Annotated in this window: 18 protein-coding genes; 13 read left to right on the forward strand and 5 right to left on the reverse strand. The window is 59.9% G+C overall.

The features are described from left to right. Positions 1–99: 99 nt before the first annotated feature. The 5 genes from ACIQJ2_RS11995 (at position 100) to ACIQJ2_RS12015 (ending at position 5,686) form a co-directional block, all read left to right on the forward strand. Positions 100–933: a DUF1932 domain-containing protein gene (locus ACIQJ2_RS11995; protein WP_400668802.1), complete on the forward strand. Its 834-nt coding sequence runs from the start codon at positions 100–102 to the stop codon at positions 931–933. Positions 934–1,038: 105 nt separating this feature from the next. Continuing rightward, complete coding sequence (locus tag ACIQJ2_RS12000; RefSeq protein WP_400668804.1) at positions 1,039–1,557, forward strand: dihydrofolate reductase; 519 nt, start codon at positions 1,039–1,041, stop codon at positions 1,555–1,557. A gap of 163 nt (positions 1,558–1,720) precedes the next feature. Continuing rightward, positions 1,721–2,839 carry an FtsH protease activity modulator HflK gene (hflK, locus tag ACIQJ2_RS12005; protein WP_199145884.1) on the forward strand — a complete coding sequence of 373 codons (1,119 nt, stop codon included), beginning with the start codon at positions 1,721–1,723 and terminating at the stop codon, positions 2,837–2,839. After that, complete coding sequence (gene hflC / locus ACIQJ2_RS12010) at positions 2,839–3,777, forward strand: protease modulator HflC (RefSeq protein ID WP_199145881.1); 939 nt, start codon at positions 2,839–2,841, stop codon at positions 3,775–3,777. Before hflK ends, hflC begins: the two co-directional genes overlap by 1 nt. 193 nt (positions 3,778–3,970) lie before the next feature. After that, complete coding sequence (locus ACIQJ2_RS12015; RefSeq protein WP_400668807.1) at positions 3,971–5,686, forward strand: Do family serine endopeptidase; 1,716 nt, start codon at positions 3,971–3,973, stop codon at positions 5,684–5,686. Positions 5,687–5,690: 4 nt separating this feature from the next. Here ACIQJ2_RS12015 and ACIQJ2_RS12020 read toward each other — a convergent pair whose 3' ends face one another. From ACIQJ2_RS12020 to serB, 3 genes are read right to left on the reverse strand one after another with little or no spacing between them, the layout of a single operon-like run. Beyond that, on the reverse strand, positions 5,691–6,269 hold the full coding sequence (locus tag ACIQJ2_RS12020) for a GNAT family N-acetyltransferase (protein WP_400668809.1): 579 nt from the start codon (positions 6,267–6,269) through the stop codon (positions 5,691–5,693). Then, on the reverse strand, positions 6,266–6,829 hold the full coding sequence (locus ACIQJ2_RS12025) for a GNAT family N-acetyltransferase (protein ID WP_400668811.1): 564 nt from the start codon (positions 6,827–6,829) through the stop codon (positions 6,266–6,268). The genes ACIQJ2_RS12020 and ACIQJ2_RS12025 overlap by 4 nt, the downstream gene beginning before the upstream one ends. A gap of 32 nt (positions 6,830–6,861) precedes the next feature. Next, positions 6,862–7,752 carry a phosphoserine phosphatase SerB gene (gene serB / locus ACIQJ2_RS12030; RefSeq protein WP_400668813.1) on the reverse strand — a complete coding sequence of 297 codons (891 nt, stop codon included), beginning with the start codon at positions 7,750–7,752 and terminating at the stop codon, positions 6,862–6,864. Positions 7,753–7,765: 13 nt separating this feature from the next. Here serB and miaA point away from each other — a divergent pair, with 13 nt between their 5' ends. Then, entirely contained in the window at positions 7,766–8,647 is an 882-nt protein-coding gene (miaA, locus tag ACIQJ2_RS12035; protein WP_400668816.1) for a tRNA (adenosine(37)-N6)-dimethylallyltransferase MiaA, read from the forward strand. A 9-nt stretch (positions 8,648–8,656) separates the two neighbouring features. Here the strand turns inward: miaA and ACIQJ2_RS12040 are convergent, their stop codons facing one another. Next, positions 8,657–10,687: an ATP-binding protein gene (locus tag ACIQJ2_RS12040; RefSeq protein WP_400668818.1), complete on the reverse strand. Its 2,031-nt coding sequence runs from the start codon at positions 10,685–10,687 to the stop codon at positions 8,657–8,659. Positions 10,688–11,015: 328 nt separating this feature from the next. Between ACIQJ2_RS12040 and ACIQJ2_RS12045 the strand changes: the two genes are divergently transcribed. The 3 genes from ACIQJ2_RS12045 to ACIQJ2_RS12055 all read left to right on the forward strand — a co-directional run bounded on the left by ACIQJ2_RS12045 (position 11,016) and on the right by ACIQJ2_RS12055 (position 14,589). Beyond that, positions 11,016–12,809 (forward strand): acetolactate synthase 3 large subunit, encoded by a 1,794-nt coding sequence (locus ACIQJ2_RS12045; RefSeq protein ID WP_400668821.1) that lies wholly within the window; start codon positions 11,016–11,018, stop codon positions 12,807–12,809. An 84-nt stretch (positions 12,810–12,893) separates the two neighbouring features. Next, positions 12,894–13,466: an acetolactate synthase small subunit gene (gene ilvN / locus ACIQJ2_RS12050; protein ID WP_199086027.1), complete on the forward strand. Its 573-nt coding sequence runs from the start codon at positions 12,894–12,896 to the stop codon at positions 13,464–13,466. Between the two features lie 91 nt (positions 13,467–13,557). Continuing rightward, positions 13,558–14,589 (forward strand): capsular biosynthesis protein, encoded by a 1,032-nt coding sequence (locus ACIQJ2_RS12055; protein ID WP_400668823.1) that lies wholly within the window; start codon positions 13,558–13,560, stop codon positions 14,587–14,589. Between the two features lie 11 nt (positions 14,590–14,600). On the opposite strand, the gene ACIQJ2_RS12060 is transcribed toward ACIQJ2_RS12055, so the two are convergent. Continuing rightward, a complete protein-coding gene (locus tag ACIQJ2_RS12060) occupies positions 14,601–15,446 on the reverse strand; it encodes an aldo/keto reductase (RefSeq protein ID WP_400668825.1) in 846 nt (281 codons plus the stop codon). 217 nt (positions 15,447–15,663) lie between these two features. On the opposite strand from ACIQJ2_RS12060, the gene ACIQJ2_RS12065 reads away from it, so the two are divergent. From ACIQJ2_RS12065 to ACIQJ2_RS12080, 4 genes are read left to right on the forward strand one after another with little or no spacing between them, the layout of a single operon-like run. Further along, on the forward strand, positions 15,664–16,257 hold the full coding sequence (locus ACIQJ2_RS12065; protein ID WP_199145867.1) for a LysE family translocator: 594 nt from the start codon (positions 15,664–15,666) through the stop codon (positions 16,255–16,257). Positions 16,258–16,280: 23 nt separating this feature from the next. Then, positions 16,281–16,919, forward strand: a complete 639-nt coding sequence (gene nthA / locus ACIQJ2_RS12070; RefSeq protein WP_400668828.1) for a nitrile hydratase subunit alpha — start codon at positions 16,281–16,283, stop codon at positions 16,917–16,919. Then, positions 16,919–17,578 carry a nitrile hydratase subunit beta gene (gene nthB, locus ACIQJ2_RS12075; RefSeq protein ID WP_400668830.1) on the forward strand — a complete coding sequence of 220 codons (660 nt, stop codon included), beginning with the start codon at positions 16,919–16,921 and terminating at the stop codon, positions 17,576–17,578. Before nthA ends, nthB begins: the two co-directional genes overlap by 1 nt. Next, complete coding sequence (locus tag ACIQJ2_RS12080; RefSeq protein WP_400668831.1) at positions 17,565–17,936, forward strand: nitrile hydratase accessory protein; 372 nt, start codon at positions 17,565–17,567, stop codon at positions 17,934–17,936. The genes nthB and ACIQJ2_RS12080 overlap by 14 nt, the downstream gene beginning before the upstream one ends. Positions 17,937–17,964: the final 28 nt, after the last annotated feature.

The following is a 17,964-nucleotide window of genomic DNA, read 5'->3' on the forward strand; positions in this document are numbered from 1 at the left end:
CCGCGCCCAAGCTCAAGTTCGTGTTACCTCATGGCATTTTGCTCGTCCGTTTGAGCGACTGACGCTATGCTGCCGCCGTCATATACAAGGAGAGCGGCCGTGGAGATCGCAGTCATCGGAGCCGGCGCGATGGGCAGCGCTATTGCAGGGCGTTTGGTTGAGAACGGCGCGAAGGTACTGACCTATCTTGAGGGGCGCTCGGCTGCGACGGTAGAACGCGCGAAGGCTGTTGGAATGGAACCGGCCAGCCTTGAGGCCATCGCCGGGGTAGATCTCATTCTTTCCATCGTGCCGCCCGGCACGGCTGTTGAAGTCGCCAAACAGGTTGCCGCAGCGGTTCGCCGATGCGGCAAGAAAACGACACTCATGGACTGCAACGCGATTTCGCCACAGACGATGATGCAGGTCGCCGCCGTTTTCGACAGCGATTGCGGCATGGTTCTTGATGGCTCCATCATCGGTGGGCCGCCGAAAGCCGGCCGGAAGGGCCCGAAACTCTATGTGAGCGGTGATGAAGCCCATCGTAGCGCCGTGCTTGCCGAACGTGGCCTTCAGGTGCGCCGCATCGAGGGGGCGATCGGCGCGGCATCGGCATTGAAGATGTGCTACGCCGGCATCAACAAGGGCGTAACGGGGCTTGGCACCGCCATGCTGCTTGCCGCGTTGCGCACCGGAGCGGACGAAGCCCTCAAGCGCGAGCTGAAGGAGAGTTTGCCGGATCTCGATACAAAATTAGCGAGCGCCATCCCGGACATGTATCCGAAGGCCTATCGCTGGGTTGTCGAGATGGAAGAGATTGCGGAGTTCCTCGGTGATGACGACCCGGCCTCGCTAATATTCAGGGGTATGGCTGGCCTCTATCGTAAAATGGCGGCGGATAGGGACACTGGCGGCGTGCTAGCAGGGCAGCTCGACGCACTCAACAGCGGCTGATGCTGCGCGGAAGGGGGTGCTCTTCATCCCCGCTCGCGATTATCCTGCAGTCGTATCGTTGCCCGATTCGCATTGACGATGATGACCGTTGTCCGAGGGAGAAGTATGAACCAACCGATCAAAACCATTGTCGTCGCGGTATCGCGCAACGGCATCATCGGACGTGACGGCGACATGCCCTGGCGACTGTCCTCCGATCTCAAGCGATTTAAGGCCATGACCCTAGGCCGGCCTGTTATCATGGGGCGCAAGACCTATCAGTCGATCGGCCGGCCGTTGCCGGGGCGGCCGAATGTCGTCATCACGCGCGACGCGGGCTTTTCTGCCGAAGGTGTGACGACGGCGCATTCGCTCGAGGAAGCCATAGAGATCGCCTCGCGTCTTGCGGCCGAGAGCCATACCGACGAGATCTGCATTCTTGGCGGCGGCGAAATCTATCGGCAAGCGATTGCCCTGTCGGATCGTTTGCTGATCACGCATGTCGAGGCCGACGTGGACGGGGATACGTCCTTTCCTGTAATCGATCCTGCCCTTTGGCAGGTCGAGAGCGAGCTTGCCGTGCCGGCCGGCGAGAAGGACACGTATCCAACGCGTTTCGTCGTTTATCTCAGGCGAAAAGCATAAAAGCTGCCCCGAAAAATCAAATATTTTCCAGTTAATCCGCCGAACTTCCTCAAGTTGCGTTGAAAGCAGGTGCGTCGATACCTATAACGGGGATCAGTCGCTGCCACCTGTGAATTTCACGGGTTCGGCGCGATGCTGGGAGTCAACAAACAAAGAGGTTTTGATGCCTTGGAGCAATCAGAATGGCGGCGGCGGTGGCCCATGGGGCGGCGGTGGCGGCGGTGGAAATAACCAGGGACCTTGGGGGCAAGGACCGAACCGGCCGCGTGGAAGCGGCAACGGAGGGCCTCCGGATCTCGAGGATATTATTCGCCGCGGCCAGGATCGCCTGAAGGGGTTCGTCCCTGGCGGTTTCAATGCCGGCGTCTTTCTTATTATTGCCGCTGTTATCGGTGTTTTCTGGCTGATCCAGTGCATCTATACGGTCCAGCCGGACGAGCGTGGCGTGGAATTGCGTTTTGGCAAGCCGCGCGAAGAAGTCTCCATGCCTGGCCTTCATTTCCATTTCTGGCCGATCGATCGCGTCGAGTTCGTCAAGGTGACTGAGCAGCAGCGCAACATCGGCAGCCGTTCGAGCTCCAGCTCGGCCAACAATGGCCTGATGCTGACGGGCGATCAGAACATCGTCAACGTCCAGTTTTCCGTTCTCTACGCCGTGACCAAGCCGCAGGCCTATCTCTTCAAGATCGAAAGCCCGGACGAGACACTGCAGCAGGTGGCTGAAAGCGCCATGCGCGAAATCGTCGGCCGTCGCCCTGCCCAGGACATCTATCGCGACAACCGCCAGGAAATCGCCGTTCAGGTGAGAAACATCATCCAGGACACGATGGACCGCTACGATGCCGGCATCTCCATCAATGCCGTGCCGATCGAAGACGTATCGCCGCCGCGCGAAGTGGCCGATGCGTTCGACGAGGTGCAGCGCGCCGAGCAGAACGAAGACCAGCAGGTGGAAGAGGCCAATCAATACGCCAACCAGAAGCTCGGTCAGGCACGCGGTCGCGCAGCGCAGATCCGCGAAGAGGCAGCCGCCTACAAGGACCGCGTCGTGAAGGAAGCACAGGGTGAGGCGCAGCGCTTCATCTCGATCTACGACGAATACGTCAAGGCGCCGGAAGTGACCCGCAAGCGCCTGTTCCTTGAAACTATGGAGTCCGTCATCGGCAATTCCAACAGCGTCATCATCGACGACAAGCAGGGCGTGGTTCCGTATCTGCCGCTGAATGAAGTCGGCAAGCAGGCGAACAAGCCTGCCAACGCAACTCAGCCGGAGGCCAAATAATGACGTCCAGCCGTTTGCCAGCCATCCTCATCGCGCTCGCGGTGGTATTGCTACTCATCTATTCGTCGGTGTTCGTGGTCAATGCCCGCGAACAGGCGATTGTCCTTCGCTTCGGCCAGATCCGTGAAGTCAAGACGGAGCCGGGCCTCTACTTCAAGCTGCCGTTCGCCTTCATGGATGCCGATCGTGTTCAATATATCCAGCAGCAGGAACTGCGCTTCGATCTGGACAATATCCGCGTTCAGGTTTCGGGCGGCAAGTTCTACGAGGTGGATGCATTTGTCGTCTACAAGATCGCCGATGCGCGGAAATTCCGCGAAACGGTATCGGGTGATCGCGATGCTGCGGAATCGCGGCTTAGAACTCGTCTCGATGCCTCGTTGCGCCGTGTCTACGGTCTGCGCAGCTTCGATGCCGCACTCTCCAGCGAGCGCGCGTCGATGATGACGGAAGTGCGCGACGATTTGCATCGCGATGCCGAGACTCTTGGTCTCAACATCGAGGACGTTCGCATTCGCCGCACCGACTTGACGCAGGAAGTGTCGCAGCAGACCTACGACCGCATGAAGGCCGAGCGTCTGGCTGAGGCCGAGTTGATCCGTGCACGCGGTAACGAAGAAGGCCAGCGTCGCCGTGCGGTTGCAGACCGTCAGGTTGTCGAGATCGTCGCGGATGCGCAGAAGGACTCGGAAGTTCTCCGCGGTCAGGGTGAAGCCGAGCGCAACGGCATCTTCGCCGATGCGTCGAAGCGCGACCCGGGCTTCTATGAGTTCTACCGCTCGATGGCAGCCTACAACAAGGCGTTTGCTTCTGGCGGCAAGACGCTGGTCCTGCCGCCGAACAAGTCGGACTTCTTCAAGTTCTTTGACAGTCCTGCCGGTTCTGCGGCCAACACAGGCGCACCGGCGCTTGCCAATCCGGCGACATCAGCGAATTGATCCGCCAGATCCGATGAATTCGAAGGGCTGCCTCAGGGCGGCCCTTTTTCGTTTAAACCGGTGCCGCCATCGCCTCGGCTTCCACGCGATGGATCGAGGTTCGGGGATATTGCAAAAAGGTGATTTCACGCTTCATCATTCCGCCTTATGTTGATGCTTATTCAAGATTTCCCTTTTTCTATGAGGATGCCTGATGGCCCCGATCTATCGCCTGCCTTTCAGCCGTTCGCTTGCTTTGCTGGCCAGCATAGCCTTGACTGCCGGCCCAGTTGCGGGCGGCGCGGAACAGGCTTTCGCTCAGGTGCAAAATAGCGGTGCGGCAGCCGGCGCACAGGTGCCACCAACCACGAACGGTCAAACGCCGCAGGCGGCCGCGCCGACGATGACGATGAACCCGGCAATGAACGCCGGCCCGGCTTCCGTTGCCGATCTGGCCGCCGGCCTGCTCGATGCTGTCGTCAATATCTCCACGTCGCAGAAGGTGAAAGACGAAGGCAATGGTCCGGCGACGCCCAAGCTGCCGGAGAATTCGCCTTATCAGAATGAATTCAACGATCTCTTCAACAACAAGAAGGATGACGACAGCAACCGGAAGGTGAGTTCGCTCGGCTCGGGCTTCGTCATCGATCCCTCGGGATACATTGTCACCAATAACCACGTCATCGAAGGCGCCGACGATATCGAAGCGATCTTCCCGAATGGCACCAAGCTCAAGGCCAAGCTGATCGGAACGGATACGAAGACCGATCTTTCCGTGCTCAAGGTCGAGCCGAAGCATCCGTTGACGGCGGTCAAGTTCGGCGATTCCTCCAAGATGCGGATCGGCGACTGGGTGATGGCGATCGGCAATCCCTTCGGTCTTGGCGGTTCCGTCACGATCGGTATCGTCTCGGCTCGCGGGCGCAATATCAATGCCGGCCCCTACGACAATTTCATCCAGACCGATGCGGCGATCAACAAGGGCAACTCCGGCGGCCCGCTCTTCAACATGAAGGGCGAGGTGATCGGCATCAACACGGCCATCATTTCCCCGAGCGGCGGTTCGATCGGCATTGGCTTTGCCGTTCCGTCGGAGCTTGCCGAAGGCGTGGTCAACCAGCTCAGGGATTTCGGCGAAACGCGCCGCGGCTGGCTTGGCGTGCGCATTCAGCCGGTCACAGACGATGTTGCCAACAGCCTTGGTCTTAGCAGCGCCAAGGGCGCGCTCGTTGCCGGTATCATCAAGGGTGGCCCGGTCGACAACGGCAGCATCAAAGCCGGCGACGTCATCCTGAAGTTCGACGGCAAGGAAGTCGACGAGATGCGCGACCTGTTGCGCATCGTTGCCGAAAGCCCGGTCGGCAAGGAAGTCGATGTCGTCATCTACCGCGAAGGCAAGCAGCAGACCGTCAAGGTGACGCTTGGCCGGCAGGAAGACAGCAACCAGGCTGCCGCCGCAGAGAGTGACAAGGGAGGTCAGAAGCCGCAACTTGCACCTGACGGCAACGGCAATCGCGATGGAATCATCAATCCCGACGAGGGCGATGATGGCAACGACGACGGCATGGACGGACAGGATCAAGGCGACAATCCGCAGCAATCGCCGCAGGCCCAGCCACCGGCGCAGGCAAGCTCCACCGTGCTCGGCATGAAGCTCGCCAAGCTGACTGCCGAAAATCGCAAGAGCTTCGGAATCGCCGACAGCGTCGATGGTGTTGTCATCACGGATGTTGCACCGGGTTCGGCGGCAGCCGAAAAGGGCTTGAAGCCGGGCGATGTCGTCGTCGAGGTCGCGCAGGAATTCGTTCAGACGCCCAGTGCGGCTTCCGAAAAAGTGTCATCGCTGAAGCGCGAAGGGCGTCGCAATGCGCAGATGATGATCGCGTCTCCGAATGGTGACTTGCGGTTCATCGCCGTCGCACTGGAATAGTGGTTTAGCGCGGCGTTTGCCTTGCCTGCAGCGCACGCCATTCGGCGGCGCTCAGGCGATAAACCACGTGCCGCTTCAAATGCAGATGTGTGTCCGGAATCTGCGGGTGATCGAAATCGCAGGCGGGATCGGGTTTCATCCCGATGTTCCGCATGACTGCCAATACGGCGAGATTGCTTTCAACAGCAATTGACACGATCCCGTCGAGCTTCAATCTATCGAAAGCGTAGTGTAGCAAGGCAATGCCGGCCTCGGTCGCGTAGCCGTTGCCCCAATGTCGAGCCGCGATGCGCCAGCCGATCTCTACCGCTTCGCCGGGCAGATAAGGTTCGAGATGCGGTTTCGAGAGGCCGCATAGTCCGACGGCCTCGTCGTTCTCTTTCAAGGTCATCACCAGAAGATCGAAACCGGGTTCGGGCGTAATGTCCCGGATCATCGTGAAGATCGCATCGGCATCGTTGCGGCTGCGGCGAAACGGGAAAAATGCAAGGACTTCGGGATCGGAGCTGAGTTCGAAAAAGAGATCGCGATCCTCTTCCCGACATGGGCGCAATATCAACCGCGATGTTTCGATTGATCTCATCGTGCGGAGCGCCACTCCGCCGCCGTCAGACGATAGAGGACGTGAGGTTTGAGGTGTGGGTGGGTGTCGGGCACGCTCGGATGATCGAAATCGCCGCCGGCGACACGGTGCATGCCGATCCGCTCCATCACGGCGGTCGATCTGACGTTGTTATGGACCGCGAAGGACACGATCTGATCGAGGGCGAGCGTTTCGAAGCCGTGGGCAAGGAGCGCGCGTGCCGCTTCGCTGACCAGGCCGTTGCCCCAGTGCCGCGCTACGAGCCGCCAGCCGATCTCGATCGTTCCCGCCGGAATGAACGGCTCCAGGTGATTTGTTCGCATCAGCCCGCAATAGCCGATGGCCTCATCAGTGGCCTTGAGTTCCAGCACATAGAGGCCGAGCCCGGTTTCGGCGATCATGGAATGAACGCGATCGAAGAATGCATCCGCCTCCGCTCGATTGCGGCGGAAGGGAAAGAACTCCATGACAGCTTCGTCGGAATTGATCTCGTGCGCCAGATCGCGATCCGTCTCGCGCCAGTTGCGGATGAGGAGGCGCTCGGTTTCGGTGATGATCATCGGTCGCTCCGATTTCGGCGGGTTTGCCGGTGCTATGGTTTGATAAAATCGGTCTTGCGGTAGCCCTGGATGTAGAGCAGGGCGGTGAGGTCGCCATGGTCGATACGCATTCCGGCTTGTGCGGAAACGGTCGGTTTCGCGTGCAGAGCGACACCGGAACCGGCGAGCTGCAGCATACCGAGATCATTGGCACCATCGCCAACGGCCAGAGCGTCGTCGGTGGAGATGCCGAGTTCTTCTGCAATCTCGTTCAGGGCGTCGACCTTGGCCTGCTTGCCCAGAATGGGTTCCGCGACGAAGCCGGTCAACAACCCATTTTCTTCCAGCAGGATGTTGGCACGGTTTTCGTCGAAGCCCAGCGTCGCCGCGATGCGGCTCGTAAATACGGTGAAGCCGCCGGAAACGAGGGCGGTGTAAAAGCCCTTTGCTTTCATGGTGGCGATGAGTTCCGGGCCGCCCGGTGTCAGCGTGATGCGCTTGGCGATGACCTCGTCGACGACAGAAAGCGGCAGTCCCTTGAGCAGAGCTACGCGCTCCCTCAGAGCTGGTTCGAATGCGATTTCGCCGTTCATGGCGCGCGCAGTGATATCGGCGACTTTCTCCTTGAGCCCGACTTCGGCCGCCAGTTCATCGATGCATTCCTGGCCGATCATGGTCGAGTCCATGTCGGCGATCAGTAGCGTCTTGCGTCGCGTTTCCGCCTGCTGAAGCACGAGATCGATCGGCTTGCTGCCGATCACCGCCTGAATATCGGCTTCCGCCACCTGGGGATCCGTGCCATCGCGAAGGACGATATCGCAGGCAATACCGTCAGCCAGCCAATAGAGCCCGGAGGCTTTGACAGCTTCCGCCGCCTGTTCCGCAATGGCGGGAACAAGAACGGGGTTTGACGGATTGGCAATAAGCGTGGCAACGAAGGTCATGAGCAGAAACCTTATGAGCAATATCGACGCGATCCTGATAACCGGGCCGACCGCCAGCGGCAAGTCCGCGCTTGCGGTCGAATTGGCGCGTTCGCACGATGGCGTGGTCATCAATGCAGACAGCATGCAGGTCTACGACACGCTGCGCGTGCTGACCGCGCGGCCTTCCTACGAGGACATGGAAGGTATTCCGCATCATCTTTACGGCCATATCCCCGCAGGTCAGGCCTATTCCACCGGTGCCTGGCTGCGTGAAGCCACCGACTTGGTCGAGCGCTTGCGCGGCGAGGGGCGGTTGCCGGTTTTCGTTGGCGGGACAGGACTTTATTTCAAAGCGCTAACCGGCGGCCTCTCGGATATGCCGGCAATTCCCTCTGAAATTCGCAGTCGCTTGCGTGCCCGGCTTTTGGCGGAAGGGGCCGAGGTTCTGCATCGTGAACTCGCCGATCGCGACGACGCCGTAGCCAAGAGTCTCAATCCACAGGATGGTCAGCGCATTGTGCGTGCGCTGGAAGTGATCGAAGCGACGGGACAGTCGATCGCTGCCTATCAGGGCAAGACCGGGCCTGTCGTGATCGATCCCGACCGTGCGCGAAAGATCGTCGTGCTGCCGGATCGTCACGTGCTGCATCAGCGCATCAACGGCCGCTTTGAGAAGATGCTGGCGATGGGGGCGGAGGAGGAGGTTCGATCCCTGCTGGCGCTGGGATTGTCACTTGATATGCCGGTCATGAAAGCGATCGGCGTGTCGCAGATTGCGGCGATGTTCAAAGGTGAGATGACGCGCGAGGCCGTTCTCGAAACCGGGGCGGCGGCAACGCGTCAATATGCCAAGCGGCAGATGACATGGTTTCGCAATCAGATGGATGAAAGCTGGGAACGACTGAGCCCCTGAGTTGGAGCGTCAATCGTTTTCGTAGAGGCTGCTTAGTGGCTTCCTGAGAATGCTGTCCCGCAGCGATAGATTGGGGTCCCGTCGCAACGATGGCGATGTTTCCCGGATCGGGATGCTGCGTGTGGTCAATGTGTCGCCTCGGGGTTCCCGGCGCAACTCGGGAAGTCCGCTGTCGATCGATGTTGGTGGCGGGGCGGCAGACAGTACCCCTGCGGCGCCGGGCAGCATATCCGGGCGATAGGGTTCGTTCAGGGATATTTCTGCGTTAGTGGCCTGGAAGCGCAACGGTTCCTCAAGATCTTTGTCGAGATTGCTCCTGCCATAGGCAGCCGCTTCGCTGGCGCCGCCATAGCTTTGCTGCAGGGCGCTGATATCCGGGCCTGCAGTCGCGCGCATGCGGCGAACGATGGTACGCAAATCGACAGTATCGGGCGATTCCTCGCTCGTCTTGGTTACGCTGCCGGTGGCCTTCGGTAGCAAATGCTCGTCGACGCGCGAGAAACGCATACGCATCGGTACGGCGATGGCCGCCCCGAAGGCAATCGCCTCGCCGTTGCCGATCGACGAGAGGAAGCTCGTCGTCGAAATCGAGGAGTTCGGTATGGCCGAGCGGATAATGTCCTGGTCGTGATCGTTGGCAAGGCGCATGGCGAAAAGCGTGGAGCACTGCGACAGGATCGTCTGGTCGAGCTCGCCGGGGCGCTGGGTGATAATGCCGAGCGAAACGCCGTATTTGCGCCCTTCCTTGGCAATGCGGGCGATTGCCTGCCGCGTCGGCAGGAAGCCGAGGTTCTGATCGGAGGGAATATAACGGTGCGCTTCCTCGCAGACGACAAGCATATGGATCGCGCCGTCGCTCCATAGTGCCAGTTCGAATGCCATACGGCACAGGACCGACGCGACGGAGTTGATGACTTCCGACGGGATCCCGGCAAGCTGGAAGGTGCAGATCGGCTTGCCATCTCCGGGAATGCGGAAAATCTTGGCGATGGTCTCCATGATCGTGTCGGTGATCGTATTGTTGGAGAACATGAAGTGATAGCGCGGATCGTTGATCGCGGAGATGATGCGCATCTTCAGGGAGCGCAGATGCGGCTTTTCCTGGCGGCCTTCCAGCCGGCCGATGCGCTCGTCGATCAGTGCCAGCAGATCGGCCATGCGATAGGGGAGCGGCGTGTCGGCCGTCACGGAAGCCTTATCTGCCTGGCGGCGCATGACACCCGAGTCGTTTCCGCGAAAGGCCCGCTTTGCTTCCGGAATGAGATCGCGCAACGCATCCAGCTCTTCCGGCACTGCCGGACGGCCGCGGAAGACGACCTCGCCGAATTCCTCCAGCCGCATCAGCCAGAAGGGCAGGTCGAGCGTATCCGTATCGATGACAACGGCATGCCGCGGAAAAGCGGCGGCGAATTCATTGTGCGGATCGAGGATCAGCACCCGTAGCTTCGGGTCCGCTGCTATCGCCTTGTGCAATAGCAGCGAGACGGCGGTCGACTTGCCGACGCCGGTCGAGCCGACGACGGCAAAATGCTTTGAGAGCATTGAGGGAATATGGATGGTGGCATCGATGCTCCCATCCTGCGTCAGCTTGCCGATCACGCAGCTATTGCTTTTGCCGGCATCGAAAATGCGCATCAGATCGCTGGCGCGGATGCGATGCGCGATGGCACCGAGATAGGGGTAGGCGGAGATGCCGCTGGAGAATTCCTCACGACCGTCTGGCTCGACGCGAACTTCACCCAGCAACTCGACCTCGATGCGGAAGAGGTTGTCTTGACCTTCGCCCCAGCCGACGCTGTTTGTGTTCATTGAATAAACCAGGGCAGCGACGCGATTTTTACCGACGCTGATGGAAATCAGCTTTCCGACCGACCAGAGTTCGGTCAGGTCGGTGCCACCGGCTTCGGCAACAGCTGCAATCGTCGCCTTCGAACCGCTGCACGCAACAACGCGGCCGAGGAATCGATTTCCCGGCGTCAGTTTATCGCGGCGATCAAGATCTCCCGCTTTGCCTGATGTCTGCAGATCGTTATTGAGCAAACGGCTACCCCAAGCGCTAGATGCTGGAGCATAGAGGCGGTGGCTTAACAAAACCCTCTCGGTTCGCCCCGCATTTTATAGGGTTTGTGCGGCGCCGCGATTTTTTATTGCTTCACGCGTTGACGCTTCGAAATTTTCTGTCTATCACTTCGGCCCATGAAAAACTCGATTATTCTTATCGTGGTGGGAAGGCGCATGGGCAGGATGGTGTAACCATCCGGCGATAGCCACCCATGCGCTAGATGACAGGCTCCCTAAGGGGCCTTTTTTTATGCCCGAAATCGAGATTTCATCTTCCCAAACCTCCAGCAGACAGCGGAACAAACGTATGACCGGCACAGATAATCAGGCGAGCGGCAATCGAATGACAGGCGCGGAGATCGTGTTGCAGGCGCTCAAGGACAACGGCGTCGAACACATTTTCGGTTATCCGGGCGGCGCGGTGCTTCCGATCTACGACGAGATTTTCCAGCAGGAAGACATCAAGCACATTCTGGTTCGCCATGAGCAGGGCGCCGGCCACGCGGCCGAAGGCTATGCCCGCTCCACCGGCAAGGTCGGCGTCATGCTGGTTACCTCCGGTCCCGGCGCGACCAATGCCGTCACGCCGCTGCAGGATGCCTTGATGGACTCGGTCCCGCTGGTCTGCCTAACCGGTCAGGTTCCGACGTCGCTGATCGGCTCGGACGCTTTCCAGGAATGCGATACGGTCGGCATCACCCGGCCCTGCACCAAGCACAACTGGCTGGTCAAGGACGTCAATCAGCTCGCCGCCGTCATTCATGAAGCCTTCCGCATTGCGCAGACCGGCCGACCCGGTCCTGTCGTCGTCGATATTCCGAAGGATGTTCAGTTCGCCACCGGCACCTATACGCCGCCGGAAGCGCACGACGCTCAGAAGAGCTATCAGCCGAAGGTTCAGGGCGATCTCAACAAGATCACCCAGGCGATCGAACTGATGAAGAATGCACGCCAGCCGGTCATCTATTCTGGCGGCGGTGTCGTCAATTCCGGTCCGGAAGCTTCCAAGCTGCTGCGCGAACTCGTCGAGCTGACAGGTTTTCCTATCACCTCGACGCTGATGGGTCTCGGCGCTTATCCGGCCTCGGGCAAGAACTGGCTGGGCATGCTGGGCATGCATGGTTCCTACGAGGCCAACATGGCGATGCATGATTGCGACGTCATGGTCTGTATCGGCGCGCGCTTCGACGACCGTATTACCGGCCGCCTGAATGCCTTCTCGCCGAATTCCAAGAAGATCCACATCGATATCGACCCGTCGTCGATCAACAAGAACGTTCATGTCGATATCGGCATCCTCGGTGATGTCGGCAATGTTCTGGAAGACATGGTTCGCCTGTGGCGGGCTCTGCCGCAAAAGCCGGCGGCGGATCGGCTTGGCGACTGGTGGGGGAATATCGCTCGCTGGCGCGCGCGCAATTCCTTCGCTTACAAGCCGAGCGACGATGTCATCATGCCGCAATATGCCATCCAGCGTCTCTACGAGCTGACGAAGCATCGCGACACCTACATCACGACGGAAGTCGGCCAGCACCAGATGTGGGCCGCGCAGTTCTTCGGCTTCGAGCAGCCGAACCGTTGGATGACCTCGGGCGGCCTCGGCACGATGGGTTACGGCCTGCCGGCTGCACTCGGCGTCCAGATCGCGCATCCGGAAAGCCTTGTTATCGACATTGCCGGCGATGCCTCGATCCAGATGTGCATTCAGGAAATGTCGGCGGCGATCCAGCACAATGCGCCGATCAAGATCTTCATCCTGAACAACCAGTACATGGGCATGGTGCGCCAGTGGCAGCAGCTGCTGCACGGCAACCGCCTGTCCAATTCCTATACGGAAGCGATGCCCGATTTCGTCAAGCTCGCCGAAGCCTATGGTGCAGTCGGCCTGCGTTGCGAAAAGCCGGGCGATCTCGATGCCGCCATCCAGGAGATGATCGACGTCAACAAGCCGGTCATTTTCGATTGCCGCGTCGCCAATCTCGCCAATTGCTTCCCGATGATCCCCTCGGGCAAGGCGCACAACGAGATGCTCTTGCCGGACGAAGCGACCGACGAGGCCGTTGCCAACGCCATCGACGCCAAGGGTCGCGCGCTGGTTTGATCGAGTGCCCGGGCGCAGCGGATGCCGCGCCCGGGCCGATCTTGCCGGCATACCGAACAAAACCGAGGAAACGGAACAGAAATAATGAACGCACACCTTCAACCCACCGGCTCCGCCTACTTCATTTCGCCGGAAACCGCAGCGGCCGAGAGCCATACGCTTTCGGTCCTCGTCGACAACGAGCCTGGCGTTCTCGCCCGCGTCATCGGCCTCTTCTCCGGCCGCGGCTACAACATCGAAAGCCTGACCGTCTCGGAGACCGAGCATCAGGCGCATCTGTCGCGCATCACCGTCGTAACCCGTGGTACGCCGCAGGTGCTGGAACAGATCAAGGCACAGCTCGAGCGTATCGTTCCGGTTCATCGCGTTGTCGATCTCACGGTGCGTGCCCGCGAACTCGGTCAGGAAAGGCCGATCGAGCGCGAAGTGGCGCTGCTGAAGGTCACCGGAAGCGGCGAAACCCGTGCCGAAACGCTACGGCTGGCCGACGCCTTCCACGCCAAGGTGGTGGATGCGACCGTCGAGCATTTCATCCTCGAAATCACCGGCAAGTCCTCGAAGATCGATCAGTTCATCGCCATCATCAAGCCGCTCGGCCTCATCGAAGTTTGCCGTACCGGCATTGCAGCGATGAATCGCGGCCCGCAAGGAATGTAAGAGTCCGTATCGTTGACCGGTTCGCGGGCGTCGCTTAATTTTTGCGATGCCCGGTCCGGATTGTCGGCTCTATTTGTAGCGGGGGTAGAAGGTGGCAGTCGTTGCCGGTGAGACTTTGCCTGTTGTCGGCGAAAAGCCGTGGCATCCACCGGCGGATATGCCTCTCGGCGCCGCGTTTTTCGTGCGCGGCGACTTTCCATGGCTCGGACATTATTTCGGTTCGCGCAAACTTGCCTCGGCGTTGTCGCCCGGTATAGGCGGTATCGTTTCCTGGGGCGGGCGGGCGCCGGCAAAAGCGGCGGCTCGAATTGCGCGGTTCCGCGGATTGCGGCACTGGAATCTGGAAGACGGCTTCCTGCGATCCATGGGGCTTGGCAAATCTGGCGCCGTTCCGCTCTCCATCATCATCGACGATCTCGGCTTGCCAGTCGATGCCGGGCGACCGTCACGGCTTGAGCGCCTCATTGAAGGCGCTGGAGAAGCAGGAGAGCTTGGTCGTGCCATCCGCGATCAGATTGTCCTCAACAAGCTATCCAAGTACAACCATCTTCCTCATCGGCCGCCCAACATCGAGCGGACGAATAAGCGCCGCATTCTCCTGGTCGACCAAGTCGTTGGTGATGTTTCCGTTGGCAGAGCGCTCGGGTCCAAGGCCTCATTCGAAAAAATGCTTGCCGACGGATTGGCGAGTGGTGCGCAATGCCTGATCCGCACCCATCCGGATGTCATGGCGGGGCTTCGTAAGGGTTATCTTACGAACAGTGTTTCAAAGGGCGACGCTATCCTTCTTGACGACGAAGTGTCGGTGGCCTCGATCCTTGATGTCGTTGACGAGGTTTGGACCGTTTCGAGCCAGTTCGGCTTCGATGCGCTGCTGCGCGGTATCCCGGTTCGCTGCTATGCCGCACCGTTCTATGCGGGCTGGGGTGTGACCGAGGATTATTTCGGGGTCTACACCAAGGCCACGCTTGCCGGGCGCCGGACGAAGCGGCGAACTGTCGACCAGATCGCCGCCGCGGCCTTTTCGTTCTATCCGACCTATCGCGACCCGGCCGACTGGCGAGAAATCGACGTCTTCCGGGCGATAGAGCTGATCGTCGCGCAGCAGAAAGCTGCCGTGTAGCCGATCTCAGCCTACAGCATATCCAGCGACTTCTTTCGCGATGGCGGCGGGAAGGCGGCGTCGAGAACGGCCAGATCCTCGTCCGTCATGTCTATGTCTATGGAGTCGCGATTTTCCTCGACGCGTTGCGGGTTTGCGGATTTCGGGATCGATATCACGCCGTCGCGTTCCAAGAGAAAGGCGAGGGCGATCTGGGCGGATGTCGCCTGATAGGTCTTGGCAATGCGGATCAATTCGGGATGATGCAGCAGGCGACCTTGCTCGATCGGCGAATAGGCCATGATCGGAATGCTACGCTCCTGACACCATGGCAGCAAATCATACTCGATGCCCCGTCGGGCGAGATTGTAGAGCACCTGATTGGCGGCGACATTGCCGCCATTCGGCACGGAGAGTAGCTCATCCATATCATCAACGTCGAAATTCGAGACGCCCCAGGCCTCGATCTTACCCGCTGCCTTCAATCCTTCGAAAGCCTCCACGGTCTCGTCGAGCGGGTAGTTTCCGCGCCAATGCAGCAGATAGAGATCGAGGCGATCGGTGTTGAGGCGCTTCAGGCTGCGTTCGCAAGCTTCGACCGCACCCCTGCGGCTGGCATTGGCCGGATAGACCTTGCTGACGAGGAAAACCTCATCGCGCCGCCCTTCGATCGCCTTGCCGACAATCTCCTCCGCGCCGCCGTCGGCATACATTTCGGCGGTGTCGATCAGCGTCATCCCAAGATCGAGGCCGGTCTTCAGGCTGGCGATCTCGTCTCTGGCCTTGGCTGCACTCTCCCCCATGTTCCAGGTCCCCTGACCGAGCGCTGGAACGGCAATACCGGAGGGAAGGGTGACTGTCGGGATGGGGTCTCGCATGGCATGTCCTCGCTTTGGAGAGGGAAGGATAGGTTCATTCCACCGGATTGCAATCGGCGACCTTGATGTCACCGTGACAATCGTCCTATGGCTTTAGTATTGCCGGCGAACTAATGTTGGTTTGGCCATGCGTCGCTGCAGTCTGCTGGCATGAATCGTATCATAAGAAGAATTTTGGATGCCGCCCCTTGTCACACACGGTGTCCAAGGAGGCATTATGGCGCTGGATACATTTCTGGCTCTCTTACTTTTTGCATTCACGACATCGATCACTCCCGGACCGAACAACATGATGCTGTTTGCTTCTGGCGTGAACTTCGGTTTCCGCCGCACCATTCCGCACATGCTCGGCATCGGCGTTGGCTTCCTGTCGCTGCTGCTCGGCGTCGGCCTGGGCCTTGGTGCCGTGCTGCATACCGTGCCGATACTCTACACCGTGCTGAAATTTGCCGGTGGCGCCTATCTGGTATGGATCGCCTGGAAGATTGGCACCTCTCGCAGCCTCGCAGAAAGCGAAGGGTCCGCGCAGCCGATGAGCTTCATCAGTGCTGCCGCGTTCCAATGGGTCAATCCGAAGGCCTGGGTGATGGCCGTCACTGCGATGGCGACCTATACCAACGAGCAGCTTTATCTCGTCACTGTTCTTTTGGTCGGTTTGGCATTTGCTGCCGTCAATCTCCCGAGCGTTTCGACCTGGGCCGGTTTCGGCTCGGCGCTTCGCGACTGGCTCTCCGATCCCGTTCGGCTGAAATGGTTCAACATAACCATGGCCGTCCTGCTGGTGCTTAGTCTCTGGCCGATGCTAAAGTAGCGGGCAAGATACAGGAGGCAGCTATGTCCCACGGGCATTCGCATGATGACGACGATCATCACCACCACCACGATAACCATTATTCCGACATGCAGGCGCGCGTGAAGGCGCTCGAAACGCTGCTGACGGAAAAAGGCCTGATCGACCCGGCGGCGATCGATCGTATCGTCGAGACCTATGAGACGAAGGTGGGGCCACGCAACGGCGCGCAGGTGGTGGCGAAAGCCTGGAGCGATCCCGATTTTGCCGACTGGCTTCGGCGCGACGCGACCTCGGCGATTGCAAGCCTCGGCTTTACCGGGCGACAGGGTGAGCACATGCGGGCTGTATTCAACACGCCTGATACCCACAATCTGATCGTTTGCACGCTTTGCTCCTGCTATCCGTGGGCCGTGCTTGGTCTGCCGCCTGTCTGGTACAAGGCGCCCGCCTATCGCTCGCGTGCTGTCATCGATCCGCGCGGCGTCCTCGCAGAGTTCGGTCTGACTTTGCCGCAGGAAACGAAGATCCGCGTCTGGGATTCGACGGCCGAACTTCGCTATCTGGTGATACCCGAGCGTCCCGCCGGTTCCGAAGGCATGGACGAGGCGGCGCTGGCCGATCTCGTCAGCCGCGATGCCATGATCGGAACGGCAGTCGCCAAATCGCCGGAGATCGCATAATGAACGGTCCGCACGATCTCGGCGGTCAGATGGGCTTCGGTCCCGTCGCGCCGGAGCAGAATGAGCCTTATTTTCATGCCGAATGGGAAAAGCGCGCGCTCGGCATTACGCTCTCCTGCGGTGCCTTCGGTGCCTGGAACATCGACGAGAGCCGGCATGCGCGCGAAAACATTCCGCCGGCCAGCTATCTTGGCGCCAGCTACTACGAGATCTGGACTCGTGCCGTCGATACCTTGCTGGAACGGCACGGTTTCGCCACCGCCGAGGAGCTGCGCGCCGGTCACTCGCTAGAGCAGGGTCGGGTGCCGAAGCGGGTCCTGAAAACGGATATGGTCGATGGTGTTTTGGCCAAGGGCGGGCCGTGCGACCGGCCTGTCGATACTGCGCCGCTTTTTGCCGTCGGCGATCATGTGCGGACGAAGAATTTCAATCCAACCGGCCATACGAGATTGCCGCGCTACGCACGCGCCAAGGCGGGTGTTATCGAGGCAGTACAAGGGTCGTTCGTGTTCCCCGACGACAATGCCCATGGTCGCGGCGAAAATCCTCAATGGGTCTACACGGTCGTTTTCGATGGTGCCGAGATCTGGGGCGAGGGCGCCGATCCATCGCTGACGGTCTCGATCGATGCCTGGGAGAGCTATCTTGAGCGCGTGTGAGACCGTCTCACCTCTGGCGCAATCACCGGGATTGCCAAAATCTACCGACGGCGAGCCAGTCTTTCCCGAACCCTGGGCTGCAGACGCGTTCGCGATGACTGTTCATCTTCACGAGCGAGGCCTGTTTGCCTGGGGCGAATGGGCGGCGCAACTGTCGGCCGAGTTACATAAACCCGGCCGCGCGGCTGACGGCAGCGACTATTTCGATTGCTGGGTGGCAGCGCTTTCGGATTTGCTCGTGGCAAAAGGCATCGCTGCCGGCAATGCTATCCTGGCGTTGCAACAAAGCTGGCAACGTGCAGCGGAGGCAACGCCGCATGGAAAGCCGATCGCGCTGGATAACGATCCACAGCGGTAGGGCAATTCACGAGGCGACTTTATCGCTC

Source organism: Rhizobium sp. NPDC092011 (assembly GCF_044756305.1).
Classification (GTDB): domain Bacteria; phylum Pseudomonadota; class Alphaproteobacteria; order Rhizobiales; family Rhizobiaceae; genus Rhizobium.

What these genes read in the sequence shown, in the direction of transcription:
- ACIQJ2_RS12045 (WP_400668821.1), top strand. Translation starts at nt 11,016, where the DNA reads ATGACCGGCACAGATAATCAGGCGAGCGGCAATCGAATGACAGGCGCG.
- ACIQJ2_RS12000 (WP_400668804.1), top strand. Translation starts at nt 1,039, where the DNA reads ATGAACCAACCGATCAAAACCATTGTCGTCGCGGTATCGCGCAACGGC.
- ACIQJ2_RS12020 (WP_400668809.1), bottom strand. Translation starts at nt 6,269, where the DNA reads ATGAGATCAATCGAAACATCGCGGTTGATATTGCGCCCATGTCGGGAA.
- nthB (WP_400668830.1), top strand. Translation starts at nt 16,919, where the DNA reads ATGAACGGTCCGCACGATCTCGGCGGTCAGATGGGCTTCGGTCCCGTC.
- ACIQJ2_RS12060 (WP_400668825.1), bottom strand. Translation starts at nt 15,446, where the DNA reads ATGCGAGACCCCATCCCGACAGTCACCCTTCCCTCCGGTATTGCCGTT.
- ilvN (WP_199086027.1), top strand. Translation starts at nt 12,894, where the DNA reads ATGAACGCACACCTTCAACCCACCGGCTCCGCCTACTTCATTTCGCCG.
- ACIQJ2_RS12065 (WP_199145867.1), top strand. Translation starts at nt 15,664, where the DNA reads ATGGCGCTGGATACATTTCTGGCTCTCTTACTTTTTGCATTCACGACA.
- nthA (WP_400668828.1), top strand. Translation starts at nt 16,281, where the DNA reads ATGTCCCACGGGCATTCGCATGATGACGACGATCATCACCACCACCAC.
- hflK (WP_199145884.1), top strand. Translation starts at nt 1,721, where the DNA reads ATGCCTTGGAGCAATCAGAATGGCGGCGGCGGTGGCCCATGGGGCGGC.
- miaA (WP_400668816.1), top strand. Translation starts at nt 7,766, where the DNA reads ATGAGCAATATCGACGCGATCCTGATAACCGGGCCGACCGCCAGCGGC.
- ACIQJ2_RS12025 (WP_400668811.1), bottom strand. Translation starts at nt 6,829, where the DNA reads ATGATCATCACCGAAACCGAGCGCCTCCTCATCCGCAACTGGCGCGAG.
- ACIQJ2_RS12015 (WP_400668807.1), top strand. Translation starts at nt 3,971, where the DNA reads ATGGCCCCGATCTATCGCCTGCCTTTCAGCCGTTCGCTTGCTTTGCTG.
- serB (WP_400668813.1), bottom strand. Translation starts at nt 7,752, where the DNA reads ATGACCTTCGTTGCCACGCTTATTGCCAATCCGTCAAACCCCGTTCTT.
- hflC (WP_199145881.1), top strand. Translation starts at nt 2,839, where the DNA reads ATGACGTCCAGCCGTTTGCCAGCCATCCTCATCGCGCTCGCGGTGGTA.